Genomic DNA, 25,792 nt, shown 5'->3' with positions numbered 1-25,792 from the left:
CCTCATTTCAGATTCGACCGAGTACCAGCACGCCGGCAGCGGACTGCATGCCGCCCAGGCCCAGGGCGAGGCTTACGCGAACTCCCGGTACTTGGGCCGCTGCTTCACCACGGACTTGCCGCACTGATTCCTGGATCGCGAACATTCCGTACATTCCGGTGTGGGTGTATGCCAACCCGCCGCCGTTGGTGTTCAGGGGGAGCGTGCCGCCAGGCGACGTCGCGCCGCTTCGGATCAGTTCCGCCGCACCGCCGGGTGCCACCAGGCGCATACTCTCCAACCCGATCCATGGCAGGTGGGCGAACGCGTCGTAGGACATCACGTGCTGGATCTCTTCGCGCCGCAGTCGCGCCTCCGCGAACGCGGAATCAGCAGCGGCTCTGATCGCTCTGGATACACCGGGATCACGCTGTTCGGAGATGAGGAGTGAGTCCGTTCCCTCCCCCGTGCCGAGAATGTCCACCGCCCGACCGCGCGTCGACGGCGGTGCGTCATCCCTCGCGGTGACCACGAGCGCGCCGCCCCCATCGGTGAGCATGCACACCTCTGGCGCGCGAAACGGGTACGCGACCAGCGGCGCGGCGAGAACCTCCTCGGTCGTGAGCAAGCCCTTTCGGCCCGCGCGCGGGTTTCGATGCGACCATCGACGCTGCGCCACGGTCACTTCGGCCAGATCGGTCTCGTCCAGGCCGTGCTGGTGCATGTACCGCAGCGCCGGCAGTGTGAACTTCGTGTAGGGCGCCCGTGCCCCGTAGGGCTCCTCGAACTGACCCGTCATCGAAGCCGGATCGCGCGGACGCGGTGGGACCCCGACGCGCGATCGGCCGGACTCGCCGTGGGTGATGAGCACCCGGGTCGCGTAGCCCGCGCGGATCGCAGCGACCGCATGCCGGACGTGAATCATGAACGAGCACCCACCGACGTTCGTCGAATCGACCCACGTGGGCGAGATTCCCATCGCGTCAGCGACGCCGTGCGGCGAGTAGGCCCCGGCGATGCCGTCGATGTCCGCGATGGACAGCCCTGCATCCTCGAGCGCACGCCAGCCGGCCTCGACGTTCAACGCCAGCACCGACCGGTCGGGCACGACGCCGATCCGGTCTGTCTCGGCAGCGCCGACGATCACGCACCCGGTCATGATGCTGCCTCGTCCACGCGCCACACGGGAACGAACATCTCGCCGCGCGGCTCGAAGTCGACGACCACCGGCATGTCGATCCGAAGTGACTCCGGCGTCGGATCGACCATCGCGAGCGAGCCCATCAGATGAGGCCCCTCTGCGAGTTCGATGATGCCGAGGGCGTAGGGTGCACGATCCTCGAACCCTGGCTCGGGCCGGTGCACGATGATGTAGGACCACAGCCGACCACGACCGGATGCATCCGTCCACACCAGCGCGTCACATCCGCAGCGATCGCAGCGCAGACGCGGATGGAACACCCACATCGAGCATTCCGCGCACTGCTGGATCACGAGCTTGCGCTGCGCCGTGCCGTCCCAGAACGGCTGCGTCTCGGGCGTCGGGTGGGGCACCGGCAACAGGACCGCGGTCATCGGTCGGCCAATCTGAGCAGCCCGGCCTCGATGACCACGCGATCGTCGACACGCACACGGAAGTGGATTTCGGCGTCCGACGAGCGCCACGCGTCGATCCTCAACTCATCGCCAGGAAGCACCGGGCCCCGGAAGCGACCCCCGAATGCGGCGATGCGCGAAAAGTCACCGTCGGTGGCCGCGCGCCCGAGTACTCGCGCAGTGATGCCCCACGTGCACAGACCGTGCAGAATCGGGCGAGGGAACCCTGCGCGTTTCGCAAAGCCGGGATCCGAGTGGAGGGGGTTGCGGTCGCCGCACAACCGGTAGAGCAGCGCTTGGTCCGTCCTCGTAGAAGCGGCGAGGACGAGGTCGGGCTCGCGATCGTGCCCCGCCTTGGGCAGAACACTGGAGCCGTGCGATCGTGACCCGCCGAAACCACCTTCGCCACGGATGAACAACCCAGTGGTGGAGGTGAACAAGGATGCACCGGTCGCCGCATCCACTGCTCGCGACTCGATCTCCACCAGCGCCCCTGTGCCCTTGTCCTCGACGGCCGCCACGCGACCCACGATCTCGATGTCGCCGGAGACCGTCAGCGGCGAGTCGAACTCGATGAATTGCGTGCCGTGTACGACCGCGCCGGGCGCCCACGAGCCGAGGCGCGATCGCAGCTCTCCGGCGCCTCCCCCCAGGACCGCCGCAAAGGTGGGGATTGCGATGAGGTCGACGCCGTCCGTGTTCTCAGTCGTCAACTCGAGTTCGTCGGCGCCGGCACCGACCGCAAGTGCGTACAGAAGCGTGTCATCGGCGGACCAGGAGTGTCGGCGAGGCTCTGTCGTTTCCCCGACCGCGTCGGCATTGATCACCAAGTCCCGCCTCGCATGGCCGAGTTCGAACGCGCTTCCGCCAAGAGTCCACGCAATGCGGTGTCGACATCGGCGACGTCTTCGACCGGTGCCGTCGACGGGCCGCGCTCCCATCCCTGCGCGATCCCCAGGCTTCGGCCGGATGTCATGAACACCCGCCCCGTCACGCCGGCGGACATCGGGGAGGCGAGCCATTCGACGATCGCCGCCGGCCACCGTGGGGAGAACGTGTCATCCACCGACATCGCCTGCGCGTCGCGACCGGGGATCGACGCTGTCATCCGGGTCGCCGCTCCCGGGCTGATGCAATTTGCTGTGACACCGTGCTGGGACAGCTCGAGGGCCGCTACCAGCGTCATCGCGACGATGCCTGCCTTCGCCGCGGCATAGTTCGTCTGACCGGGATTGCCGAATAGGCCCGCGACCGATGTCGTGTTGATGATGCGGGCATCCAACGGATGCTCGTCGTCCGAGGCAAGGCTGCGCCAGTGCTCTGCAGCGTGGTGCATGGTCGCCGCTGTCCCCTTCAGATGGACCGCAATGACGGCGTCCCACTCCGCCTCCGTCAGGCGGGCAAGTGAGCGATCACGCAGAACTCCCGCATTGTTCACGAGGATGTCGAGTCGTCCGAATGCTTCGATCGCCGTGCGCACCAATTCGCCAGCCTGGTCCCACCGGGAGACGTCGTGTGCGCTCAGCACCGCTTCCCCGCCGTCCGCACGGATCTCTTCGACGAGGCGCACGGCCGGCTTGTCGGCATCCTGGCCGCCGTCGAGCAGGACACCGAGGTCGTTCACGACCACCATCGCTCCCGCTCGAGCCAGACGCCGCGCATGGGCAGCACCGAGGCCCTGACCCGCTCCGGTGACAATCGCCACCCGGCCTTCGCAGTGTCGATCCGTCGTCATCGAATTCCTCTTCTCGTCGTCATCACATCGGCCGCCCACCAGGTCGTCGGCGGCCCGATTCGTGCTGATATCCGCCCCGCGCCCTGCATGTGCACCAAGTGGGCCAGGGTCTCTTTCACCGCCATCCGCGCCTGATCCGTCGGCATCCGCACCAGCGGATCCCGCCAATCCAGGGCGTGCGCGAGGTCGTAGCAGGTCAGTCCAGGCGAGCGCGCGGCCGCGTTCTCAAGCAGCGCGAAGCGGCGCTCGTGATGTGCGAGCAGCTCATCTATGCGCTCTACGAGGCCGGTGAAGCGGTACTGATGCGCGGGCAGCACTTCGACCACGTCCAGCGATCGCAGAGCCCGCAGGGAGGAGAGGTAGTTGCCGAGAATGTCATCCGCGGGATCGGACAGCTGCGTCACCTGCGGAGTGATCGTCGGGAGGATGTGGTCTCCGGAGATCAGCAACGCATGATCCTCCACGAGGAAGCAGAGGTGGCCCGGGGTGTGTCCCGGCGTCCACAACGCGCGAATCGACCAACTGCCCAGCGTGATCACCTGGTCGGGCGCCAGCGTGACAACCTGGGATGCTATGTCGTCGTCGACCCGGTTGGTCACCATGGCGCGGGTCGTGATCTCGTAGGAACCCGGCGCACCGACGGAGACCATGAGTTCCTGCCAGCGAGGAGTTGTCCGCTGGCGCAGCGCGTCTGATCGCCCGTCCACAAGCCGCAGATCCGCGTCGTGCATGAACAATCGGCAATCCGGATTCGCCCGCAGGATCCTCGGAACCAGACCGAAATGATCAGGGTGCATGTGGGTGATGAGGATGGCGGAGATGTCGGTGATGGAGTAGCCGATGGCCGCCAGTTCCTTCGCCAGTGCGGTAGCGGACGCCTCCGTGGCCCAGCCTGTGTCGACCAGGGCGATCCCGTCATCGGTGATGAAGACATAGTCGATCGTGTACGCGATCGGGTTGCCCCCGGCGGGTAGGGCGATGGCCCACAGCCCCGGCCGGACCTCTTCCGGCGCCGGTGCGATCCGTCGAGCCCAGGCTGTCGCCTGCCGTTCGCTCGTTGCCTTCACCGGGTCATCTCCACATCGTCGTCGGGCCCTGGTTTCCACCATGACCGGTACGAGGTGACCAAACAATGTCCCACTGCCACTCGGGGTCTTCGACGCAACCTATCGAGCGCAACCGCTATCGTGAGGGCATGGAGCTGCGCCAGATGCGCTACTTCCTGGCGGTCGTCGATCACGGGGGGATTACTCGTGCAGCCCGCGAGCTTTTCATCTCCCAGCCATCGCTTTCGCAGGCGATCAGGACGCTCGAATCCCAGTTCGACACCCTCCTCTTCGACCGTGTGGGACGTGAGCTGCGACCCACGTCCGAGGGCCTTGCGCTGGCGGAGTCGCTTCGTGATGTTCTGGCACTCGTCGACGATGCATCGGATCGTGTGCGCAACGTCGTCGAGCTGCGCGCCGGACGGCTGACGATCGCCGCGGCATCCACGCTCGCCATCCATCCGCTCGCCGGTCTGGTCGACGCCTTCCTCCGGTGCCACCCGCGGGTGAGCGTGCACATCGAGGATGTCGGAACGTCATCGCACGCGATATCGCTGTTGCGCTCCGGTGCCGCCGATGCCGCTCTCGTGGAACTCCCGGTCGCGGAGTCCTCGATCATCGCCGAGCGGTTCGGTGTCGAGGAGCTGCTCGTCGCCGGGACCGTGACAGCCCTCGCCGGGTACGGAGGTCGCATCCCCGCGTCGGCGATCTCACGGCTGCCAATGGGGATCGTGTCCCGGGACGAGGGCGGCCACACTCCCAGCCTCCGCACCATCGCGGGATTGCTCGGCGACATCCGCGCCACCTGCATGGACCGCCAGCTCCTGTGGGAACTCGTGCAGGGCGGCGCGGTCGCCACATTCATCCCCGAACGCGTCGCCGATGTGATGCTTCCCGGCGTGCCGCTCTACAGGGTCGATCCGCCAGTCATGCGCGAGATCGGGATCGCCTATCGGGACGGTCCACCGTCACCGGCCGCCGATGCATTCCTGTCCCTCGCATTCGCCTCAGAACGAACCACCGCGACGAAGGCCGCAGCGACGTCGGACAGGCCTGCCGCGTCGTAGACCATCCCGATCCGATGGATCAGCGGCGGCTCCATGGTGCGGACCCCGACTCCGTGGCGCCGTGACGTCGAAGCCAGTGACGCGCCGATGTAGGTCGCGCCGACCCCGGCGGCCACCAGCGCGAGCCGCGTCTCGCGACGCGCCGCCACGACGGGCGGAAGATCACCGACGCCGAGCGCGGAAATGGGTCCGTTCAGCGCGGAGTTCGCGTAGTCGGACGGCGGTGCGAGGATCCTGCGCGACGTACCGCGGCCGTGCCAGGGAACGGGCTCGTCATCGAGTGGGTCCGGCGGCGAGTCCCCGGGCGGCTCGGCGAAGAGCACCTCGCTGGAACCGACTTCCAGAACGGTCAAAGGATGCTGGTCCTGTCCCAGAGCGGGGTCCGCGGTCAGAGGAAGACGTGTGAAGACCACGTCCGCCAACCGCTCATGCAGGACAGCGGGGATCTCCGCATCGCCAACGAGTGCGCGCGCATTCAGAGTGACGCCCTTATTCCCGCGAAGGAATGTGGACAGCATCCGCGGAACGACGCCGGCGAGCGCGGAAGGTGACATGGAGACATCAAGGCGACCGGCCAATCCTCGGCCCCGATTGTTGAGGGTGTCTCGTGCGGCGCCAGACGCACGAAGAACCCGACGTGCGGGCCCGAGGAGCGCGTAGCCGGCGGAGGTCAGCACCATCCCGCGTCCGACGCGAGCGAACAGCTGGGTCTTCATCTCATGCTCGAGACCCTGCAGCGCCTGCGAGATCGTGGGTTGGGTCACCCCGACCGCGGTCGCACCGGCACTAATGCTCCCATGCGTGGCGACCGCTGTGAAGTACCGCAGCTGCTGCAGGTCCATTCGATGGGCTCCTCTGCCGGGGACGCGAATGCACGCCTGCCCAGGATGCTACCGGGTCACAGGCCGAGCGACTTGGCGATGATGCCTCGCTGAACCTCGTTGGTACCGCCGTAGATACGGCTGATGCGCGCGTCGGTATACATCTTGCCGATGCGGTAGTCCGACATGAATCCGTAGCCGCCGTGCAGTTGCAGGCAGACATCGATCACACGGTTCTGCAGCTCCGTGCAGTAGACCTTCGCCATAGATGCCTCGACGGCGGTGAGCTCCCCTCGTTCGTGACTCAGCATGTACAGGTCGATGAGTGCCCGGCCGGCCGCGATCTCCAGTCTGCAGGTCGCCAGCTGGAACTTGGTGTTCTGGAACGAGCTCACCGGCTGCCCGAAAGCTTTGCGCTGGGTCACGTAATCGACAGTGATCTCCAGGGCCGTCTCGGCGGAGACCTGCGCGCCGAGGGCGATGCCGAGCCGCTCCTGAACGAGGTTCTGCGCGAGGTAACTGAATGCCTTGCCCTCCTCACCGAGGAGAGCATCATCACGGAGCTCGACGCTTTCGAAGAAGAGTTCCGCGGTGTCGGTCGCTTTGAGCCCGATCTTCTCGAGGTTTCGTCCTCGAGCGAAACCCGCTGCGGTCCCCTCGACGACGAACAGGGAAAGCCCGTCCCTCCGGTTGTCGTGATCGCTCGTCCGGGCCACGACGACGATGAGGTCCGCGTTGATGCCTCCCGTGATGAAGGTCTTCGCTCCATCGAGGATCCATCGGTCGCCCTCACGCCGTGCGCGCGTCTTCATCCCGGCGAGGTCGGATCCCGTCTCGGGCTCGCTCATCGCGATCGACCCCATCAGCCTGCCTTCGACCATCGGTGGGATCCATCGCTGCTTCTGCTCCGCTGTGCCCAGCGCGAGGATGTACGGCATCACGAGATTCACGTGCGTTGCGGCTCCACCGAGAGAAACCCCGGCGCGGGAGCATTCCTCGGTCCAGATCGAGGAATAGAGGAAGCTCCGCTGCCCCAGGTCGGAGCCGCCGAACTCTTCCGGTGCGCGCAGCCCGAAGAATCCGAGCTCCCCGACTGCAAGATAGAAGTCGTGAGGGACGAGGCCCTGCTTCTCCCACTCCGGGAACCGCGGGACCACCTCGCGCTCCAGAAAACTGCGGACGAGCGTCCGGAACTCGTCGTGCTCGGGACGGTAGATCGTGCTGCGGGTCATCGTGGCGAAGTCTCCAAGATCGGGGTCAGTGTCTGCGGTAGGGGCGCGAAGTGGGGCGACGGAGCCGGAGCCATGCCACCTGGTATCGGCGTAAATGTTGCTCGCGCCGCGTTGTGGGGATGGTGCGCGGTTTCGTCCACGGCAAGGACGGGTGTCACGCACGCGTCCACATCGGCGAACAATGCCGCCCAGTGATCTCGTGGTCGGGTGAGGAACGCGTGTTCGAGCAGGTCGCGCAGTTCCGGCCAATAGCGTCGATCGTCCTGCCTGCTCACATCGACCTGTTCCCGCAGCCCGAGTCCGTGCACGAGAGTGAGGAAGAACTCGGGTTCGAGAGCTCCCACTGCGATGTGACGCCCATCAGCGCATTCGTAGGTCTGGTAGTAGGGCGCGCCGCCATCGAGCAGATTCGTTCCTCGCTCAGTACTCCAGCGTCCGAGAGCGTGGAAGCCGTAGATCATGCTCATCAGGAGCGCCGAGCCATCCACCATCGCAGTGTCGACGACTTCCCCTTCACCCGTGACTCGACTGCGCAGCAGGGCTGAAACGACGCCCAGCGCGAGGAGGAGCCCTCCGCCACCGAAGTCGGCGACGAGGTTGAGTGCTGGCACCGGTGGGCCGTCCTTCGGTCCCATCACCCCGAGCGCACCGGACAGCGCCACGTAATTGATGTCGTGTCCCGCGCGCAGCGCAAGCGGGCCCGTCCGGCCGAATCCCGTGATCCTGCCGTAGACGATCGCCGGGTTCCACCCGGCGACGTCCTCGGGACCGAAGCCCAGTCGTTCTGCAACCCCGGGCCGAAATCCCTCGATGACCGCATCGGCCGATGCGATGAGTGCGCGCACGCGTGCGGCATCCGCTTCGTCTTTGAGGTTGGCTGAAACTACTGTTTTACCTCGATCCAGAATCGGATGCTGCGACCGGCCGGCACGCGCGATGACCGTGACCGACGCGCCCAGATCGGAGAGCATCATCCCGCAGAACGGTGTCGGGCCGATCCCACCGAGTTCGACGACGGTGATCCCCTCCAGCGGGCCGCTCACGACGCCGTCCACTGCGGCTGGCGCTTCTCGGCGAATGCCTTCGCGCCTTCCTGGGCATCGTTGGAGGCGAAGACGGGGTCGATGATCGGACGCTGCAGCACAAATCGATGCTCGACCGGCCACGACTGAGCGCGAACGAAGACGTCCTTGCTCGCTTGAACCGCGAGAGGCCCGTTCTGCGCGATCGTTCGAGCGAGTTCGAACGCGGCATCCAGCGCCCCACCATCGACGGTCAACCTATTGACCAATCCGACCTCGAACGCGCGCCCCGCAGTGATCGGTTCCCCGGTCAGCACCGCTTCGAGCGCGATCTGCCGCGGAATGCGGTCGGCCAGCCGGAACAGACCGCCGGCGGCCGCGACCAGTCCACGCTTGACCTCCGGGACCCCGAACTTCGCCGTGGCTCCGGCAGTGATCATGTCGCACGCCAGCACGAGCTCACACCCTCCAGCGAGCGCCCACCCCTCCACGGCGGCGATGATGGGCTTGCGGGGCGGCGTCTGCGTCATTCCGCCCAGCCCGCGTCCGGGAATGCTCGGACGCTCGCCGCGCAGGAATCCCTTGAGATCCATCCCCGCGCAGAACGTTCCCCCGGCACCGGTCAGCACCGCGACGGAAAGCGTCGGGTCGGCGTCCAACTCGTCGATAGCCTGCGCCATCCGCTGGGACATGCCCAGCGTGATCGCGTTGCGCGCCTCGGGTCTGTTCATGGTGATGATCAGCACGCGACCATCCCGCTCGATAAGGATCTCGTCGGTCATGCCATGCTCCGCTCTGCGGCGTCGGCCACCACGAATGATGCGAGCTTTCGGGAGATGATCTCGACCGCGTCCCGCACGATCCGGTCCACGAGGTCTCCGACAGCGGGGATGTCGTCGATGAGACCCTGCACGAGGCCGACCGTCCAGATGCCCACATCCGGGTCGCCGAGTTCATACACCCGACGCCCGCGGGCACCGGCGACAAGCTCGCGCACATCCTCGAACTGGCCACCTTCGGCGAGGATGCGCACGACCTCTCTGCTGACCTCATTGCTGGCCACACGAGCCGTGTTGCGCAGCGATCGGAAGATCAGTTCCGTGTCGGTCTCACTCTGGCGGACGATCTTCGCCTTGATGTCCTCGTGGATCGGTGATTCCTGAGTACACATGAACCGCGTCCCCATGTTGACGCCGTCCGCGCCCAGCGCGAGGGCTGCCGCCAGGCCGCGTCCATCGGCGAACCCGCCCGACGCGATCACCGGCACGTCGAGCACGTCCATCGCTCGCGGGATCAGCACGAGCCCGGGGACATCGTCTTCGCCCGGGTGACCGGCGCACTCGAACCCATCGATGCTGATCGCGTCGGCGCCCATCCGCTGCGCCGTCACCGCGTGCCGGACACTCGTGCACTTGTGGATCGTCTTGACCCCGTGCGGTTTGAGCATCTCGTATATCGCCTCGGGCACGCTCCCGGCCGTCTCGACGATCTTCACCCCGCCCTCGATGATCGCCGTGCAGTACTCCATGTACGGGGGAGGGGTGATCGAAGGCAAGATCGTGAGGTTGACGGCGAAGGGGCGGTCAGTCATCGCCCGCGTCCGCTGAATCTCGTCATAGAGCGCATCCGGTGTCGGCTGCGTCAGAGCTGTGACCGTGCCCAGCGCTCCGGCGTTGGACACGGCGGCCACGAGTTCGGCGCGACCGACCCACTGCATTCCCCCTTGGACGATCGGATGATCGATCTCGAAAAGGTCAGTGAATCTGGTGCGCAGGCGCACCTCGGATGTCGTTGTCATAGTTGCCATTTCCCTTCGAAGACTGGTTGCTCACCGCTGGCGATAGCCCGACGGGCGATGGGTCCATCCGTCGCGAAATTGACCGCCTGAGCGGCGTTCTCCCGCAGCAGTTGCTCGGAGAAGCTCATGCCCCACGTCGCGTTGATGAGTTCTTTGTCCTGGCTGATCGCCGCCGGTGGGGCGACCACGAGTTTCCCGACGAGCGACTCGACCTCGTCGGCGAATGCCTCCGCCGCGCACACCTTCAGCACCAGACCGAGAGCATAGGCCTCCGAAGCGGAGAGCATCTCGGCGAGATAGAGCAGGCGCTTGGCCTTCTGCATGCCCACGATGCGCGGCAGCAACCATGACCCGCCACAATCGGCCGAGAGCCCCCGACGGGCGAAGATCTGCGAGAACCTGGCCCGATCTGTCGCGATCAGGAAGTCGCACGCGAGTGCGAGGTTCCACCCCGCCCCGACAGCGACGCCGTCCACCGCCGCGATCGTGGGCACCGGGAGCTCGAAGAGATCCCGGACAACGTCCGAGATGGTTCTCATGCGTTGCAGGGGATGTTCGGTGCGCTGCGACGCCGCACGCACATCGGCGCCGGCACAGAAGTTCGCCCCCGCCCCCCGCAGCACCACGACACGGATGTCCGGGTTGGATTTCACCTCACTGATCGCGCTGTGCAGCAGCCCCCAGGCCTCGCGGTCGAGCGCGTTCATGCGGTCGGGACGGTTGAGCGTGATCCTCGCCACACCGCCCTCCTGCGCGAACTCGACAGAAGCGCCGCTGGGCTCTTGCAGGGACGTCGTCACTCGATCAGCTCCAGGATCGTGGCATTCGCCATTCCGCCGCCTTCGCACATGGACTGCAGTCCATAGCGGGTGCCGTCGGCGACCATGCGATGCACCAGCGTTGTCATCAATCGAGCCCCCGAACCACCCAAGGGGTGTCCCAGTGCGATGGCGCCCCCATCGGGATTGGTCCGCCGCTCGTCCGCTCCGGTCTCGTCGATCCACGACAGCACGATGCTGGCGAACGCTTCGTTGATCTCGAACGTTCCTATGTCCGCGAGGGAGAGCCCTGCGTTGCGGAGCACTCGCGCGGTCGCCGGGGCTGGACCGGTGAGCATCGTGACCGGATCAACGCCGACCACGGCCGACGAGTGAATGCGCACAAGCGGCCTCAGGCCGAGCTCTGCCGCGCGCTCGGAGGTCATGATCAGCATCGCAGCGGCGCCATCCGACATCTGGGATGACGATCCGGCCGTGTGAAGCCCATCGTCTCCGAACGCGGCATTCAGCCCCGCCAGCGCCTCGCGCGTGGTGGTGCGTCGAATACCCTCGTCCGCTGTCGCCCGAATCGCGAGCCCTTCCTTGCTATGGCCGTCGGTCGCAACGATCTCGCGATCGAACCGTCCGGAGTCCGTTGCTTCGGCCGCCCGGACATGCGACTGCTGCGAAAACGCGTCCAGCCGTTCACGGGGTATTCCCCCACGTCGCGCGATCTCGTCCGCGCCCCATCCTTGACTGAACTTGGTGACGCCGTACCGCGCCTCCACTCCCGCGCCGAACGGACTCTCGACATCCATGCGGGCGCTGCCCATCGGCACGCGCGACATCGACTCCACACCACCCGCGACGACCACATCCCGTAGTCCCGACATCACCAGCGCGGCAGCGAACTCGACGCTCTGCTGCGACGAACCGCACTGGCGATCGACCGTTGTGGCCGGCACGGAATCCGGCCACCCGGCGCCGAGCACGGCGCTTCGACCGATGTTGCCGGCCTGCTCACCCGCCTGCGAAACGCATCCCCACAGCACGTCGTCGATGCTCACCGGGTCCAACCCCGTGCGTTCGGCCAGCGAACCGAGCACATGCGCCGACAGATCGGCGGGGTGCACATTTCGGAACTGTCCGCGAACTCGACCGACGGGTGTTCGTACGGCCTCGACTATGACGGCATCGCGCATGGGGACCTCTCCTAGACGGCGTGATCGATAGCTTGATTCAAGGACCTCACCCCCGGATGCGACAATGCGTATTTGCCACTGGGCTCCGAAAGGGGCGCCTATCCTTCTCCGATAAGATGCAGATCAGGGCGCGTTTCTTGAGACGAGTAGGGCCGCGAGGCGACCCGACACGAGCATTGACACCCCCGTACGGGGCCAGCCAGCCTGGCGACATGGCGATCACCGCAGACCGCCATCTGAGGAGGCAGACCTATGGGATTGACGAACAAGGGCGTTCCCGCTCTCGGACTCGCACTACTACTCACGACGCTGGCTGGATGCGCGTCATCCGGCGCCCCGACCGGAGACCCGACACCGGCCCCCACTTCGGGCGACGATCATTGCACCACGACCCTCGCCGGAGACAAGGTCGTGCTCACCGTCAGCACGCTGATCGAAGGCTTCGCCCCGCTCGTCATCGCGATGCAGAGCGGCGCATTCGAGGAGGCTGGACTCGATGTCTCGGTAGAGAAGATCTCGGCGGCTGACTCGCTGGCGCAGATCGGACAGGGGCGACTGGACGGTCAGCTCACGTCCTACAGCGTGGGCAACATGAATGCCGTCGCGAGCGGCGTCGACATGCTGTGGGTCGCACCGTTCTACGAGCTCCCTTCGGCCGACTCCGGACAGCCGCTCCCGGGTTACTGGGCGCGGACCGACCTCGTCGGGACGGGCGCCAAGCCCGATCTCGCCGGGCTGGAAGGGCAGACGATCGCTTCCCCGACCGGAGGCACCGGGGCTGGTGGAATGGTGCTGGACAAGGCGCTCGAGTCGGAGGGCCTGTCGATCGACGATGTGGCATTCACGACCGCCTCGGGTGGAGATGCATTGATCGCCCTTGAGAACGGCGCTGTCGGCGGAGCGTGGCTGTCCGCCCCGTTCAACCAGACGGCTGCGTCGAACCCAGACCTTCGCCTCGCAGCGACTTACGCAACGGGGATCAACGGTTCAGGGATCATCATCGGTCCGAGCCTCATCGAGCGACCCGAGGTTCTCGTGAAGCTGTTGCAGGTGCTGGCAGAGACGAACGAGAAGTACCTCCAAGGCGACTACCACGACAATGCAGAGGCGGTCGCCTACCTGGCGAAGGGCCTCGAGCAGTCCGAAGAGTCGATCAAGGCCGGCGTACCGTTCATCTTCGACCCCACACTGGACATGACGGATGCCGCCACCTATGTCGACGATCTGCAGGAGTTCATGCGCCGCACCGGAGGACTCGACTACGCCGAGAACCTCGCACCGGACAAGCTCATCGCGGCGGAGTTCGCCGCGAAGGCAGCGAGCTGCCTCGGTTAGCGCCGCCTGGGAGTTCGCGATCTGACGATCACGAACGTCGAAACGAGGGTGTCACCGGGAGCTCCGGTGACACCCTCGCTCTTTGCCTGCGTGTGCAGACGCCCTCGTGCGGCTTCCGCAAGACTCGTGCGATCGATGAGAAGGGTCGGGGCATCACCGCCACTGAGCGCGGACGGTCCTCTGCCCCCGGGCCGCGCCACCCCGTTCTCGAGGCCTGCGCTCGCCGGGCGATACCCGCTCACCGGCGGGACGGCGGCCTCGAAGGGCGGCCCCCTACAACGACGAAGGTGCTGCTGGAGGCAACGTCCTCCAGCAGCACCTTCTGCGTGCTGAGCGCGCTGTGATCGACTACTTGTTCATCCAGTCCGTCGAGCAGGTGAGCGCGGCCTCGACGTACTGAGGCGAGAAGAGGTCGTTCACGTCCTGCGGCTCGGTGTAGTCGAGCTGCCCCTGATCGATCTGGAACGTCTGAAGATCGGTGAGGAACTCTCCCACGCCGTCCATCGTCATCGGGTCGAAGACCAGCAGGGGCGAGTTGCGGATGATGTCTTCGCTCGTCTCGAGGATCCCCGAGAGCTGCGCGACGACCTCATCGTCCTCTCGCCAGTCACCGGTGAGGTACTCCTGGATCGCCGCGTTCACGACCTGGATGAACCCGACCAGCAGCTGCTCGTCCTTCATACCGGTAGGCCCGGCGATGATGGCCGTCCCCGTAACGCCCGGCGCATAACCGGCGATCGGAACGAGCGAGGGGTCCTTTGCTGCTTCCGCTTCGAGGGGGGCGGCGATCCATGCGGCCGACACAGCACCGTTCTGCAGGCCGAGCAGTGCGTCGGGGCCGCTCAGGCGTGTCATGACGACATCCTCGAACCCGATCCCGTCTTCCGCGAGTGCATTGTCGAGGATCATGCCGGCGACGCCTGTACCCGCCGTCGGCGAGCTGACCGTCTGACCCTTGAGCGCCGACAGGTCCATGTCATCAGCATCCCCGACGACATCCACTCGCCCCCAGAAGCCCGGCACGGGCGCGTTGGGGTCGGTCTCCTGACCGAAGTCGAAGGGCATGACCCACTGGAATTCGACGCCCTGCTCGACCCCGTTGAACTGCGCCGCGGAGTACGACGTCATCAACAGGTCGACCTGCCCCTGTGCCAGCAGCGGGAGCGCGTCAACGGACGGCAGCTTCTCCATCTGCACGTCGATGCCGGCGTCCTTGAACATGTCGTTGTAGTACGCCATGTAGACGGAGGCGAAGACTCCGAGGTTGGCCGGGTTGACCAGCTTGATCGTGCCCGCGGTCTCGGGTGTCGGGCACAGCGCATTGGTCGCATCCCCCGAGCCTTCCGGTTCCGGGGCGGCCGCCGTAGGCGCACCTCCTGCGCAGCTGGCGAGCAGGACAGCGAGCGTAGCCACGACAGCTGCTGCAGCTGCGCGGGTACGAATAGGTTTGAGCATGAAAAGAACCTCCTGATTGCGGGAACACTTCGTCGTGCACGAGCATCGCCATTGCACGCCAGGCGGGATATGCCCGTCAATGGAAAACGCAGTCGATCTGGCTAACCGAACGATAGGCACGATGTGCCAGGTGGGCGCCGCACTCCTGTCAGGCTGAGGTGCGTGGCCAGGGGCCGGACTGTGCCGCGCCAGCACGCAAAGTCACGGTGCCGTGCGCCGCCACCACCGTCGCGTGCGGGTGTGCTCCTGCTCCGCCTCGAGTCGGTCGCGCTCCTCGGCTGCGGCCCGCGCGGTGCGCCGCTCGCGCCAGGCGATGACCTCCGCCTCGACGGCCCGCGTCGGCGTCACGACCGGCGGGCCGCCCTGCAACTGCATACGCGCCTGGATGACGCGCTTGTTGAAGTCCTCGATGCACTGCCGGACCTCCTCCTCGCGACTCATCTCGTCGAGTCGATCCGGCAGCTCCGCGGCTTCCACACGGAGCGTCAGCGCCGGCGGACCGAGTCCGGTGAGCTGCTCGGTCTGGATCTTGCGGCGGATCCACCAGTCGGGATCGTGATGGTCGCCCAGATCGGGCAGCGGCTTGCCCGCGCCCGGCAGGTCGTCGAACTCCCCGCGCCGGATCGCCTGCTGGATCGAGGTCTCGATGTACGCGGACCGATCCGTCGCGACGAGATGTCGGGGAGGAGCGGATGCCGGGGGCTCCGGAGCGGTCTCCGCATCGGGCGCGGCATCCGACTCCGGCTCATCACCGGGGTTCTCACGGGCGAGGCGCTCGACCAGGTACCGCGCGGCCTCGAGCCGGGGGTCTTCCGTCACGCGCTACCTCCTGCCGACGCACGATATCGCTTTCACTCTACGACGGAGGCGCCGCCACGAGCTCGTCGCGCACCATGCGGCGCTGCACCTTGCCGACCAGGGAACGTGGCAGCTCGTCCAGCTGCACGACGCGCTTGGGCACCTTGTACGCCGTCAGGCGCGTGCGGCAGAAGTCCCGCAGCGCCTCGGCGTCGAAGGCGGAGCCCGACTTGAGCACGACGGCCGCCGTGACGTCCTCGCCGCCGGAGGCCCGCGGCAGCCCGACGACCGCCGCCTCCACGACGTCCGGGTGCGTCATGAGGACGTCCTCGACCTCGGACGGACTGACGTTGAAGCCGCCGGTGATGATGAGCTCCTTGATGCGGTCGACGACCGTGACGAAACCGTCGTGCGACTCGGTGACGATGTCGCCGGTGCGCAGCCAGCCGCCCGGGAGCAGCACGGCGCGGGTCTCGTCCGGACGCCCCCAGTACCCCTGGAAGACCTGCGGCCCCTGGATGAGCAGCTCGCCGGGTTCACCCTGCGCCACCTCGACCGTGGGGTCATCGACCGTCACGACGCGGATCCGCGTGCTCGGGAACGGCACGCCGACGGTGCCCGGCCGCCGCGAGTGACCGATCGGGTTGCCGAGCGCGACAGGTGAGGTCTCGGTCATCCCGTAGCCCTCGACGAGCAGTCCTCCGGTGGCCTCCTCCCAGCGCGTGACCGTCTGCACGGGCAGACTCATCGCGCCGGAGATGGCGAAGCGGATGCTGGTGAGGTCGACGTCTTTGCGGGTCGAGGCCCGGGCGAGGGCGTCGTAGATCGGCGGCACCGCGGGCAGGAACGTGGGCGGAGACGTGCGCGCGGCCTTGAGGACCAGCTCGAGATCGAACTTCGGGAACAGCACGAGCCGCGCACCGATGCTCATCGCGAAGGTCAGGCACAGCGTCATCCCGTACGCGTGGAACAGCGGGAGCACGCCGTAGAAGACTTCCTCGCCCTCGCGCAGCCCCGGCACCCAGGCACGCCCCTGTGCGGCGTTCGCACGCAGGTTGCGGTGGGTGAGGATGGCGCCCTTCGGATGCCCCGTGGTGCCGCTGGTGTACTGCAGCAGCGCGATGTCATCCAGCCTTGGCCGCGGCATCCGCTTCGAGATCCGCTTCGCAGAGACCACGGTGTCCCAGGAGACCAGCCCCTTCGCCTTCGGCCGCGTCGTCAGCGCCTGTCGGGACGAACGGGCGCGCGAGACCGGCAGGCGCAGCGCGACGCGCGTCACGAAGGGCATCGCCTCGGTGAGGTCGACCGACACGATCTTCGCCGGCCGCACGTCCTGCGGGAAGTCGGCCACGACGTCGGCGGTCTTGTCCCACACGATCGCGACCTTCGCACCGTGATCCTCGAACTGGTGCCGAAGCTCGCGCGCCGTGTACAGCGGGTTGTGCTCGACGACGATGGCGCCGAGCCGGAGCACCGCGTAGAACGCGATGACGTGCTGCGGGCAGTTCGGCAGGACCAGCGCGACGCGGTCACCATGCGAGACGCCGAGTCGGCGCAGTCCCTCCGCGGCGCGGGCGACCCGATCGCCGAGGTCGCGATACCGCGTCTCGGAGCCGAAGAACTCGAGCGCGACGTGCGAGTGGAACTTCTTCACCGACGCGTCGAGCATGTCGACCAGGGTCTCGGTCACGTCGTCGATGTCGGCGGGCACGCCCTCGGCGTACGCCGAAAGCCAGGGACGCTCGTCTGACCGGTCGATCTCGTGGTTCACAAGGGTCTCCTTTCGGCACATCCAGCCTACGTCTGCTCGCTCGGCGCAACCTGGGTGGCGCCTTTCAGCCGAGCGGTTCGGCGGTCTCCCGTGCGGCCCGGCCGGACGCCCGTACGGCGCCGATGCTCGCCGCGATGACCAGCGCGATGCCGACCAGTTCGATCCAGGTCAGGTGCTGGCCGAGCAGGAGGAAGCCGGCGAGCGCCGCCGTCGCGGGGGAGATGGCCATCAGGATGGCGAACACCGCGGCGGGCAGGCGCCGCAGGGCGATGAGCTCGAGCGCGTACGGGACCGTCGAGGACAGCACCGCGACCGCCGCGCCGAGCGCCAGCAGGTCCAGCCGGAGCAGCGATTCACCGGCGTCCAGGATGCCCAACGGGAGCGAGAGCACAGCGCCGGCGACCATCGCGAGCGCGAGCCCGTCGAGCTTGGGGAACTCCCGACCGACGCGGGCGGCGGCCAGGATGTAGAACGCCCAGCTCGCCGCCGCGCCGAGGGCGAACAGCACTCCGAGCACATCGAGGTTCTCCCAGCCGCCGCCACCGAGGGCGAGCACTCCGGCGAACGCGAGCAGCGCCCAAAGCCAGGCCGATGCGCGCCGACTCGCGACGATGGACAGCACCAGCGGACCGAGCACCTCGATCGTCACGGTGACGCCGAGCGGCAGCCGCTCCAGGGCCAGGTAGAACAGCGAGTTCATCGCGAACAGGACCGCGCCGAACAGCACGACCGCGCGCCATCCGGCAGCGGTGTGCCCGCGCAGCTTCGGCCGCGCGATCAGCAGCAGGATGACGGCCGAGAAGACCAGGCGCAGCATGACCATGCCGAGCGGCCCGAGGTACGGGAACAGCAGAACGGCGAGGGATGCCCCGACCTCCTGGCACGCGAGTCCCACCACGACGAGCACGATGGCGGGGGTCGTCCCCGAACGAGTCGTCACCGCAGCACGGCGATCAGCCGCTCACGGCACTCAGGGAGCGGGTGCAGCACAGATCGCGCGTCCGGCGATCAGGTCGTGCTGCTGCGCGGCGGTCCACGGCAGTCCGGCTTCGGGGGCGGTCTGGCCCGACGCCGCCGGCGCCTTGGACGCGATGGCGGCGAGCTCCCACGCGAGGTAGGCGGCGACATCCGCCCCGATAGCGGAGTTGTTCAGCACGACGGCGACGGTGAGTCCCGTCTTCGGGTCGGCGAACGTGGCGGTGAGGTAGCCGGGGATCGACCCGTACTGACCGATCAGGGAGCCTGCCTGCACGGCACCGCCCGTGGTCGTGAGCCACGACGGGGCACCCTCATACGCGGGCAGCGGATTCGCGAACCGCTTGGTGTCCTTCGGCATGAGCGTCCCGGCGGCGAGCGCCTGCGCATACCGGCCGAGGTCGGTGATGTCGGAAACCACGCCGGAGTCGGTGTACCCGACGCTGGCGGAGAGGGTGGTCAGATTCAGCGGTTCGACGCAGTTCAACGCGCCGCCCTCGCCGGGCATCGACTGGTAGCCGTCGAGCGCCGGACGCTTCGCCGGTGCGCGGCCGGCCGGCTTGGCGGCCTTCTCTCCGGGGAGGGCCATCGAGCTCAGATCCAGCGGGCCGAACACGTACTGCTGCAGCAGCTGCGCGGCGCTCTGTCCCGTCGCGCGCTCCAGGGCGAGTCCGAGCAGCACGTAGCCGGCATCCGAATCCCTCCAGGCGTCGCCGGGAGTGCCGGTGCGGGGCTGGCCGAGTCCGTAGCTGGCGAGCTCGCGGGGGTTCCACACGCGCGTGGGGTTGGTCAACCACATGCCGGTGAGCTGACTGCCGTACGAGCCGATGCCGGAGGTGCCGTCGCACAGGTCGTCGAGGGTGACGTCGCTGAGGTCGGGGACACCGGACACCCACGTCGTGACGGGGTCGTTCAGCTTCACCGTGCCCTGCGCGGCGACGGCGTACAGGACATCGCACGTCATCGAACGGGTGACGCGGGCGACGCGGAACTCGGAGTTCGCGGCGACCTCGGTCGATCCTCCGACCGATTGCGTGCCGAGGCCGGTGACCCACGTGCCGCTCCAGGGAGCCCACACGCCGACGACGGCACCGGATGCCCCGGCCGCCGTCATCGCGGAGGTCACGGCATCCTGCAGCTGCTGCACGGTCTCCTCGGGCAGCGCTTGGTCCACCTGAGTGGGAACGTCGATCGCGATCTCGCCGGTCGGACCGCACGCGGTGAGGGCGAGAGCCAGTATCAAGGCACCAGAAAGTGCCGCGATGGCGCGGTGTCGTCTGGGTCGGGCCCGCATGCTCACCCCCCGATGATTGTGCAATGCATTCAAACACACCCGGCGCGCCCGCTGCGACGCGACGTCCCTAGGCTGGAGGAATGACTCACCTCTTCGACGATGCCGCACGTGCCGGAGTGCTCGGGCACATGAACAACGACCACCCCGAGGACAGCCTGCTGATCGCACGCGCGTTCACGACCGATGCGGAAATCGTCGCGGCGTCGATGACCGCCTTCGACGGCGACGGCGGCGAGTGGGTGGCCGAGCTGGCCGACGGCTCGACCCTGCCGGTGCGCGTCCCGTGGCCAGGTGGCGCGATCACCGAGCGCCGCGAAGTGCGCCGCGAGATCGTCGCGCTGTACGACGAATCCTGCCGCCGACTCGGCGTCGAGCCCCGCCCGCACGAGTAACAGGTACTTAGGCAGGCCTTACCTTGAGCTAGTATGAAGGTTATGGCCGACCCGATCTCCTTCTCCGCAGCGCTCCGCGAGCGCTCCAGCGGCGCGCACTCCGGCAGCGAGCACTCCGGATTCATGGCAGACCTGATGCAGGGCAAGGGCACCCGCGACGACTACGTCGCGCTCGTGGTCCAGCACTGGTTCATCTACGAGGCGCTGGAAGCGGCCGCCGAGCGGATGCGACTGGACCCCGTGGCATCGCCGTTCATCAGCGACAAGCTGACCCGGCTGCCTGCGCTCGAAGCCGACCTCGAGTTCCTCATCGGACCCGACTGGCGCGAGAGCATCACGCCGCTGCCGACCACGCAGCGCTACGTCGACCGCATCAACGCCGTCGGCGCGACATGGGCGGGCGGCTTCGTCGCGCACCACTACACGCGCTACCTCGGCGACCTGTCCGGTGGCCTGTTCATCGGACGCCTGATGGCGCGCCAGTTCGGCTTCGAGACCAACGGGATCGGGTTCTACATCTTCGGCGACATCGCCGACCCGAAGGCGTTCAAGGAGGTCTACCGCGAGCAGCTCGACGCTGCGCCGTGGGATGCCGCGGAGCAGGAGCGCGTCATCGACGAGGTCCTCGTGGCGTACCAGTTCAACACCGACCTGTTCACCGACCTCGCTGCCGCGAAAGCTGCCCAGGTCGCCTGAGTCTCACCAACGACGACGCCGCGACTCCCTCCGCCGAGGGGCTCGCGGCGTCGTCGTCGCCCCCGTGCGGCGCCCGGATCAGGAGCGCATCGAGCCGGCGCGGACGGCGGCCATGAACCGCTGCACGTCGGGGTCCACACGGATGTCGCTGGGTCGCAGCGGACGCGACAGGTACAGGCCGTCCAGCGAGGTCAGGCGCGACAGCGCCACGTACGTCTGCCCCGGGGCGAAGGCACCCGAGCCGAGATCGACGACCGCGCGGTCGTACGTCCTGCCCTGCGACTTGTGGATCGTGACGGCCCAGGCGAGGCGGAGCGGGAACTGGGTGAACTCCGCCACGATCTCGCGCGACAGCGACTTGGAGCCGGGGTTGTAGGCGTACCGGTACCTCTCCCACACGGCGGGCTCGACCTCGTGCGTCTCGCCGTCCACCTCGACCCGGACCGTGTCGCCGGCGATGCGCGTCACCGTGCCGATCGTGCCGTTCACCCAGCGCGGCGGTTCGCCGAACGAGCCGGTGTCGTTGCGCAGGAACATCACCTGTGCCCCGACCTTGAGCTTGAGCTCGGCGTCGGCCGGGTACGAGGCATCCCCCCGCCCGAAGTCGCCGCTGATCTCGGCGTTCGCGGTCTGCTCCCGGCCGACCAGCTCGGCCAGGTGTCGGCGGTTGATGTTGTTGACGATGTCGTTGCGCGTCGCGAGCGTGATGATCGGGTGCTCGCCGTCCACGGGCGGCGGCGGTGTCCGCGCCCCGGCCTCGTTGAGCATCCCGGCGATCTCGGCCGTCACCGCGCCGTAGCGCACGGCGTTGAGCATCGCCTTGAACCCGGGATCGGCCTGACGGTGGATGTCGATCAGTTCGCGGATGTGCAGGTCGGCGCCGTATCGGCCGACATCGATCAGGCCGTCCTCGTCGGCGGCCCCGGCCCACACCTTCGCGTCGAAGAACCAGAACGAGCGGTAGTGGTCGTTGATGTACCGCAGCTCGTCGCCGCGCGGCGGCACCGGGGCGAGCTGGTACGGGTCGCCGAACATGACGATCTGCGCGCCGCCGAAGGGCTCGGACTTGCGCCCGCGCGCCTGCCGCAGCGAACGGTCGATGCCGTCCATCAGGTCGGCGTTGACCATCGAGATCTCATCGATGACGAGCGTGTCGATCGCATTGAGGATCTTGCGCGTCGCGTCCGACTGATCGATCGTGCCGCCGGCGATGAGCCCGATCGGGAGCCGGAACAGCGAATGGATCGTCTGACCCTCGACATTCAGCGCCGCGACGCCGGTCGGCGCGCACACCGCGATCTGCTTCGACGTGTTCCAGGCGAGGTGCTGCAGCAGCGTCGACTTGCCCGTTCCCGCCCGTCCGGTAACGAAGACGTGCTCCCGCGTGTCTTCGATGAGTCGGAACAGCGCCTCCTGTTCGGCAGAGAGCGGCGGCGTGATCACTGATTCATGCTAGTTCGCGCGCGCGCCGGACGGGACATCACGGTGGATGACGCACTCGGGAGTCTCTCGGGCGGGGTTTCCTACACTGGAACGGTGAGCCAAGGCGCAGTGGGCACGGTTCCGAGTCGCGCAGCGGCGACTCCGGTCTCATCGGAGACCGTTCAGCCGCCCCGCCGCCGCGGACGTCTCGCCTCCGACCTGACGATCCTCGCCGTGGTCGGCGTCCTGCTGATCGCCGCGCTGGGCGCCGGCGCTGCGGCCCTGTACCGCGAGTTCTACAGCGCCTCGGCGTTCGTCGAGCGATATGTCGGAATGCTGGCCGACGGCCAGGCGGCCAACGCGCTCGCCCTGCCAGGGGTGTCGGTCGACTCCGCCGAGCTCGAGTCGGCGGGCATGCCCAGCACGGCGTCCGACGCACTCCTGCGCCAGGTCGCGCTCGCGCCGCTGAGCGACATCAAGGTCGTGTCCGAACGCGTCGACGACGGCGTCACGCACGTGACTGTCGCGTACAAGGCCGGCTCCTACCCGGGGACGACCACCTTCGCGGTGGAGCCGAACGGCATGGTGGGCGTCGCCCCGACCTGGCGGTTCGCGAAGAGCCCCCTGGCCGTCGTGGACCTGACGGTGCTCGGCTCGATGACGTTCGACGTCAACGGGTTCCAGATCGACAAGCGCCAGGTCTCGCCCGACGGGGTGGACGCCGACCCGGCGGCGGCGGTGCCGCTGCTGGTGTTCTCCCCCGGGGTGTACTCGGTGACGGTCGACTCGCTGCTCGCCTCGACGCAAGGCGTCGCGGTGCTCTCCGACAGCCCGCTGACGACGGTCCCCGTGTCACTGCAGGCGCTGCCGACCGAGCAGTTCGTCTCGGTCGTGACCGAACGCGTCGAGGGCTTCCTCAACGAATGCGCGACGCAGGAGGTGCTGCAGCCGACGGCGTGCCCCTTCGGCTTCCCCGTGCAGGACCGCATCGTCTCGCCGCCGACCTGGTCGATCATCTCGCAGCCGGCGATCTCGATCGTCCCCGACGGAGCCGCCTGGCGCATCCCGGCCGCCGATGCCGTCGCGCACATCGAGGTGGAGATCCGCTCCCTGTTCGACGGCTCGGTCCGCCAGGTCTCCGAAGACGTCCCGTTCATCGTCACCGGCAAGATCGCCGTCCTACCCGACGGTACGGCTTCCATCACGGTCAGCGGTCCCGAGCCGGACTGACGGACGCCGCGGCCGCACGCCCGGCATCCGCTCGACCCGCCGACACCCGCGCACCGGTACGAGCACAAGCCCGACCCGCCGGCCCAGCCTCAGAGTCCGGCGCGGGCGTCCCGTTCGGCGAGGGCCGCGAGCTTCGCGTTGTACTCGTCCAGCTCGGCGTCGCCGGCCCGATCGATGTGCCGGTCACGGCGGCGCTGGATCCGGTCGTCGCTGCGGCTCCACTGGATCGCCACAGTGATCGCGACGATCAGTGTCGGGATCTCGCCGACCGACCACGCCACACCGCCGCCGATGTACTGGTCCTCCATGGGCGTGACGCCCCATGTGCGCCCCATCGCCCCGAACCATTCGGACACCATCAGTCCGGACTGCATCATGATGGCGATGCCGAAGAAGGCGTGCATGGCCATGACGGCGATGAGCAGGACCAGCCGACCCGGATAGGGCAGGCGATACGGCACCGGATCGATGCCGATGAGCGACAGCACGAACAGGTAGCCCGTGATGAGGAAGTGCGCCACCATCCATTCGTGCCCGATGTGGTCGTACAGCGACCAGCGGAACAGATCGGTGAAGTAGAAGATCCACAGCGAGCCGACGAACAGCCCGGCCGCGACGAACGGGTTGGTCAGGACCTTGCTGACCGGTGAATGCACGGCCCACAGGATCCACTCACGGCCACCGCGGGTGCCGTCATCCCGTTTGCGGATCGCACGGGCGGCGAGCGTCACCGGTGCGCCGGCGACCATCAGCAACGGGATCGCCATCGTCAGCAGCATGTGCCCAACCATGTGCACGCTGAACAGGTAGTCCTGGTACGCGTTGATCGGGCCGCTCGTGACCCACAGCAGCAGGATCATGCCGAGCACCCAGAAGACGGTGCGGTAGATCGGCCACTTGTCGCCACGACGGTGCAGACGCCACACGCCGACGAGGTAGAAGAACACCCCGAAGCCGACGGCGAAGGCCCACAGCAGGTCGATGTCCCACGCGGTGAACCAGCGGTCGAACGTGAGCTCGGGGGGCAGCGGTGAACCGGTAAGGCGGATCGCCGGGGTCCGATCGCTCAGCACGTTCTCGACGGGTGGAGGGGTGCGCGCGAGGGCGACGGCGGCACCGCTCGCGATCCCCATGAACGCGAGCTCGAGGGTGATCAGCCCCCAGAAGCGGCCGGACGATTTGTCCTCCCGCATCCGTCCGATCAGTCGGCGGCGATACCAGGCGCCCAGGGCGCCGATCGCCAGCAACGCGCCGACCTTGATGAGCAGCAGCACGCCGTAGGGCGAGGCGAGCGCGCTCCAGTCGCCCAGGCCGATGACCGCGCGCACCGTGCCGGAGATCGCCACCACGACGAAGGCGACCAGCGCGATGCTGGAGTACCGCAGCATCGTCGCCGTCATGCGGTCCCGGTCGAGGATCGGACGGAGGATCACCATGAGCAGGAGTCCGCCGAGCCAGACGGCGGCCGCGACCATGTGCAGCAGGAGCGCCATCACGGCCGCGTTGTGATTCGCCTCTTCGCCGGAGTGGCCGAGGGTCGCCATCGGGACCAGCGCGGCCGCCGCGAGGATCGCGACGAAGAAGGTGGCGGTCCACGACCGCACCGCGAACGTCAGGACGGTGAGCGCGGCGCCGGCGACGGTCGTGATGAGCCAGCCGCGGCCCGGTTCGGTGTCCACGAGGAATCGCCCGAGCTGCTCGCCGAAGGCGGCGTCCAGGGTGACGGCCGCCGGGATCACGTTGAGGAACGTCAGGAATCCGGTCGCGCCGGCTGCGACGGTGAAGATCGAGGCCGAGACGGATGCCGCATCCAGTGCCGCGTCGAACTCGCGCTCGCCCGCACGCAGGGAGTACAGCGCCACGACGAGGCAGCCGAGCATCCCCGCGGCGGACAGGTTGACGACGAGCGTGGCGGTGGGCAGTCCCCAGCGCACGAAGGCCCCGGGGTCGGCGAGCGCGAGCGGCGCCGCGCCTCCGCCGAAGGCCAGTCCCCACACGAGCACCGCGAGCGCGACCCCCAGCAGGATCAGCGGCCCGACGACCCGCAGTGCGCGGGGAGAGCCCATGCGCCCCGCGGCCGGGCTCAGCGGCGCGCCGGTGGCCTGTGACGAGGAAGAGGGGATCACCCTCTAAGCCTAAGCGGGACCGGCTGCGCACCCGCCCGGGCA

At 67.7% G+C, this 25,792-nt stretch carries 24 protein-coding genes; 5 read left to right on the top strand and 19 right to left on the bottom strand.

Annotated elements, in window-relative coordinates:
* Positions 1–7 precede the first annotated feature (7 nt).
* The 5 genes from ASD65_RS13155 to ASD65_RS13135 are packed head-to-tail and all read right to left on the bottom strand — an operon-like array spanning position 8 to position 4,377.
* On the bottom strand, positions 8–1,138 hold the full coding sequence (locus ASD65_RS13155) for a thiolase C-terminal domain-containing protein (protein WP_056223343.1): 1,131 nt from the start codon (positions 1,136–1,138) through the stop codon (positions 8–10).
* Positions 1,135–1,554 (bottom strand): Zn-ribbon domain-containing OB-fold protein, encoded by a 420-nt coding sequence (locus ASD65_RS13150; protein WP_200948670.1) that lies wholly within the window; start codon positions 1,552–1,554, stop codon positions 1,135–1,137. The genes ASD65_RS13155 and ASD65_RS13150 overlap by 4 nt, the downstream gene beginning before the upstream one ends.
* The gene (locus ASD65_RS13145) at positions 1,551–2,516 is read right to left on the bottom strand and encodes a MaoC/PaaZ C-terminal domain-containing protein (RefSeq protein WP_156378872.1); all 966 of its coding nucleotides are present in this window, start codon (positions 2,514–2,516) and stop codon (positions 1,551–1,553) included. The genes ASD65_RS13150 and ASD65_RS13145 overlap by 4 nt, the downstream gene beginning before the upstream one ends.
* Positions 2,399–3,310: an SDR family NAD(P)-dependent oxidoreductase gene (locus ASD65_RS13140; protein ID WP_056223339.1), complete on the bottom strand. Its 912-nt coding sequence runs from the start codon at positions 3,308–3,310 to the stop codon at positions 2,399–2,401. Before ASD65_RS13140 ends, ASD65_RS13145 begins: the two co-directional genes overlap by 118 nt.
* Entirely contained in the window at positions 3,307–4,377 is a 1,071-nt protein-coding gene (locus ASD65_RS13135) for an MBL fold metallo-hydrolase (protein ID WP_056223337.1), read from the bottom strand. The genes ASD65_RS13140 and ASD65_RS13135 overlap by 4 nt, the downstream gene beginning before the upstream one ends.
* Before the next feature lie 128 nt (positions 4,378–4,505).
* Between ASD65_RS13135 and ASD65_RS13130 the strand changes: the two genes are divergently transcribed.
* A complete protein-coding gene (locus ASD65_RS13130; protein WP_056223336.1) occupies positions 4,506–5,423 on the top strand; it encodes a LysR family transcriptional regulator in 918 nt (305 codons plus the stop codon).
* Here ASD65_RS13130 and ASD65_RS18825 read toward each other — a convergent pair.
* From ASD65_RS18825 to ASD65_RS13095, 7 genes are read right to left on the bottom strand one after another with little or no spacing between them, the layout of a single operon-like run.
* Positions 5,306–6,265, bottom strand: coding sequence for a LysR family transcriptional regulator (locus ASD65_RS18825; RefSeq protein WP_082561752.1), 960 nt, complete (start codon positions 6,263–6,265; stop codon positions 5,306–5,308). The two genes, ASD65_RS13130 and ASD65_RS18825, sit on opposite strands and share 118 nt — an antisense overlap.
* 56 nt (positions 6,266–6,321) lie before the next feature.
* Positions 6,322–7,476: an acyl-CoA dehydrogenase family protein gene (locus tag ASD65_RS13120; protein ID WP_056223332.1), complete on the bottom strand. Its 1,155-nt coding sequence runs from the start codon at positions 7,474–7,476 to the stop codon at positions 6,322–6,324.
* A complete protein-coding gene (locus tag ASD65_RS13115; RefSeq protein WP_056224867.1) occupies positions 7,473–8,519 on the bottom strand; it encodes a CaiB/BaiF CoA transferase family protein in 1,047 nt (348 codons plus the stop codon). The genes ASD65_RS13120 and ASD65_RS13115 overlap by 4 nt, the downstream gene beginning before the upstream one ends.
* A complete protein-coding gene (locus tag ASD65_RS13110) occupies positions 8,516–9,280 on the bottom strand; it encodes a crotonase/enoyl-CoA hydratase family protein (protein WP_056223330.1) in 765 nt (254 codons plus the stop codon). The genes ASD65_RS13115 and ASD65_RS13110 overlap by 4 nt, the downstream gene beginning before the upstream one ends.
* Positions 9,277–10,296, bottom strand: a complete 1,020-nt coding sequence (locus ASD65_RS13105) for an NAD(P)H-dependent flavin oxidoreductase (RefSeq protein WP_235566704.1) — start codon at positions 10,294–10,296, stop codon at positions 9,277–9,279. Before ASD65_RS13105 ends, ASD65_RS13110 begins: the two co-directional genes overlap by 4 nt.
* Positions 10,293–11,036 (bottom strand): enoyl-CoA hydratase/isomerase family protein, encoded by a 744-nt coding sequence (locus ASD65_RS13100; RefSeq protein WP_268778144.1) that lies wholly within the window; start codon positions 11,034–11,036, stop codon positions 10,293–10,295. Before ASD65_RS13100 ends, ASD65_RS13105 begins: the two co-directional genes overlap by 4 nt.
* 56 nt (positions 11,037–11,092) lie before the next feature.
* Positions 11,093–12,256: a thiolase family protein gene (locus ASD65_RS13095; RefSeq protein WP_056223328.1), complete on the bottom strand. Its 1,164-nt coding sequence runs from the start codon at positions 12,254–12,256 to the stop codon at positions 11,093–11,095.
* Positions 12,257–12,508: 252 nt separating this feature from the next.
* Here ASD65_RS13095 and ASD65_RS13090 point away from each other — a divergent pair, with 252 nt between their 5' ends.
* A complete protein-coding gene (locus ASD65_RS13090) occupies positions 12,509–13,591 on the top strand; it encodes an ABC transporter substrate-binding protein (RefSeq protein WP_056223326.1) in 1,083 nt (360 codons plus the stop codon).
* A gap of 348 nt (positions 13,592–13,939) precedes the next feature.
* Here ASD65_RS13090 and ASD65_RS13085 read toward each other — a convergent pair whose 3' ends face one another.
* The 5 genes from ASD65_RS13085 to ASD65_RS13065 form a co-directional block, all read right to left on the bottom strand.
* Positions 13,940–15,004: an ABC transporter substrate-binding protein gene (locus tag ASD65_RS13085; protein WP_056223324.1), complete on the bottom strand. Its 1,065-nt coding sequence runs from the start codon at positions 15,002–15,004 to the stop codon at positions 13,940–13,942.
* A 243-nt stretch (positions 15,005–15,247) separates the two neighbouring features.
* Positions 15,248–15,865 carry a J-domain-containing protein gene (locus ASD65_RS13080; RefSeq protein WP_056223322.1) on the bottom strand — a complete coding sequence of 206 codons (618 nt, stop codon included), beginning with the start codon at positions 15,863–15,865 and terminating at the stop codon, positions 15,248–15,250.
* Between the two features lie 37 nt (positions 15,866–15,902).
* The gene (locus ASD65_RS13075; protein ID WP_235566702.1) at positions 15,903–17,615 is read right to left on the bottom strand and encodes a long-chain-fatty-acid--CoA ligase; all 1,713 of its coding nucleotides are present in this window, start codon (positions 17,613–17,615) and stop codon (positions 15,903–15,905) included.
* 64 nt (positions 17,616–17,679) lie between these two features.
* Positions 17,680–18,555, bottom strand: a complete 876-nt coding sequence (locus tag ASD65_RS13070) for an EamA family transporter (protein WP_156378869.1) — start codon at positions 18,553–18,555, stop codon at positions 17,680–17,682.
* Positions 18,556–18,585: 30 nt separating this feature from the next.
* Complete coding sequence (locus tag ASD65_RS13065; protein ID WP_327042349.1) at positions 18,586–19,833, bottom strand: serine hydrolase domain-containing protein; 1,248 nt, start codon at positions 19,831–19,833, stop codon at positions 18,586–18,588.
* A 131-nt stretch (positions 19,834–19,964) separates the two neighbouring features.
* On the opposite strand from ASD65_RS13065, the gene ASD65_RS13060 reads away from it, so the two are divergent.
* Together ASD65_RS13060 and ASD65_RS13055 are read left to right on the top strand one after the other, a co-directional pair.
* Positions 19,965–20,276, top strand: a complete 312-nt coding sequence (locus ASD65_RS13060; RefSeq protein ID WP_056223319.1) for a DUF2470 domain-containing protein — start codon at positions 19,965–19,967, stop codon at positions 20,274–20,276.
* Between the two features lie 42 nt (positions 20,277–20,318).
* Entirely contained in the window at positions 20,319–20,972 is a 654-nt protein-coding gene (locus ASD65_RS13055) for a biliverdin-producing heme oxygenase (protein WP_056223317.1), read from the top strand.
* Between the two features lie 78 nt (positions 20,973–21,050).
* Here the strand turns inward: ASD65_RS13055 and ASD65_RS13050 are convergent, their stop codons facing one another.
* On the bottom strand, positions 21,051–22,415 hold the full coding sequence (locus ASD65_RS13050; protein WP_056223315.1) for an ATP-dependent DNA helicase: 1,365 nt from the start codon (positions 22,413–22,415) through the stop codon (positions 21,051–21,053).
* A gap of 93 nt (positions 22,416–22,508) precedes the next feature.
* Here ASD65_RS13050 and ASD65_RS13045 point away from each other — a divergent pair, with 93 nt between their 5' ends.
* Positions 22,509–23,624 (top strand): hypothetical protein, encoded by a 1,116-nt coding sequence (locus tag ASD65_RS13045; protein ID WP_235566699.1) that lies wholly within the window; start codon positions 22,509–22,511, stop codon positions 23,622–23,624.
* 89 nt (positions 23,625–23,713) lie between these two features.
* Here ASD65_RS13045 and ASD65_RS13040 read toward each other — a convergent pair whose 3' ends face one another.
* Positions 23,714–25,690 carry a cytochrome c oxidase assembly protein gene (locus ASD65_RS13040; RefSeq protein WP_056223311.1) on the bottom strand — a complete coding sequence of 659 codons (1,977 nt, stop codon included), beginning with the start codon at positions 25,688–25,690 and terminating at the stop codon, positions 23,714–23,716.
* Between the last annotated feature and the right edge of the window lie 102 nt (positions 25,691–25,792).

Source organism: Microbacterium sp. Root61 (assembly GCF_001427525.1).
Classification (GTDB): Bacteria; Actinomycetota; Actinomycetes; order Actinomycetales; family Microbacteriaceae; genus Microbacterium.
The sequence above is the reverse complement of the archived record's forward strand: the minus strand, read 5'-3'. Positions and strand labels throughout refer to the sequence as shown.

Bases quoted from the DNA above. Each gene is read 5' to 3' on its own strand.
- ASD65_RS13155 (WP_056223343.1), bottom strand. From the start codon at position 1,138: ATGACCGGGTGCGTGATCGTCGGCGCTGCCGAGACAGACCGGATCGGC.
- ASD65_RS13150 (WP_200948670.1), bottom strand. From the start codon at position 1,554: ATGACCGCGGTCCTGTTGCCGGTGCCCCACCCGACGCCCGAGACGCAG.
- ASD65_RS13145 (WP_156378872.1), bottom strand. From the start codon at position 2,516: ATGGGAGCGCGGCCCGTCGACGGCACCGGTCGAAGACGTCGCCGATGT.
- ASD65_RS13140 (WP_056223339.1), bottom strand. From the start codon at position 3,310: ATGACGACGGATCGACACTGCGAAGGCCGGGTGGCGATTGTCACCGGA.
- ASD65_RS13130 (WP_056223336.1), top strand. From the start codon at position 4,506: ATGGAGCTGCGCCAGATGCGCTACTTCCTGGCGGTCGTCGATCACGGG.
- ASD65_RS18825 (WP_082561752.1), bottom strand. From the start codon at position 6,265: ATGGACCTGCAGCAGCTGCGGTACTTCACAGCGGTCGCCACGCATGGG.
- ASD65_RS13120 (WP_056223332.1), bottom strand. From the start codon at position 7,476: ATGACCCGCAGCACGATCTACCGTCCCGAGCACGACGAGTTCCGGACG.
- ASD65_RS13110 (WP_056223330.1), bottom strand. From the start codon at position 9,280: ATGACCGACGAGATCCTTATCGAGCGGGATGGTCGCGTGCTGATCATC.
- ASD65_RS13105 (WP_235566704.1), bottom strand. From the start codon at position 10,296: ATGACAACGACATCCGAGGTGCGCCTGCGCACCAGATTCACTGACCTT.
- ASD65_RS13095 (WP_056223328.1), bottom strand. From the start codon at position 12,256: ATGCGCGATGCCGTCATAGTCGAGGCCGTACGAACACCCGTCGGTCGA.
- ASD65_RS13090 (WP_056223326.1), top strand. From the start codon at position 12,509: ATGGGATTGACGAACAAGGGCGTTCCCGCTCTCGGACTCGCACTACTA.
- ASD65_RS13060 (WP_056223319.1), top strand. From the start codon at position 19,965: ATGACTCACCTCTTCGACGATGCCGCACGTGCCGGAGTGCTCGGGCAC.
- ASD65_RS13055 (WP_056223317.1), top strand. From the start codon at position 20,319: ATGGCCGACCCGATCTCCTTCTCCGCAGCGCTCCGCGAGCGCTCCAGC.
- ASD65_RS13040 (WP_056223311.1), bottom strand. From the start codon at position 25,690: ATGGGCTCTCCCCGCGCACTGCGGGTCGTCGGGCCGCTGATCCTGCTG.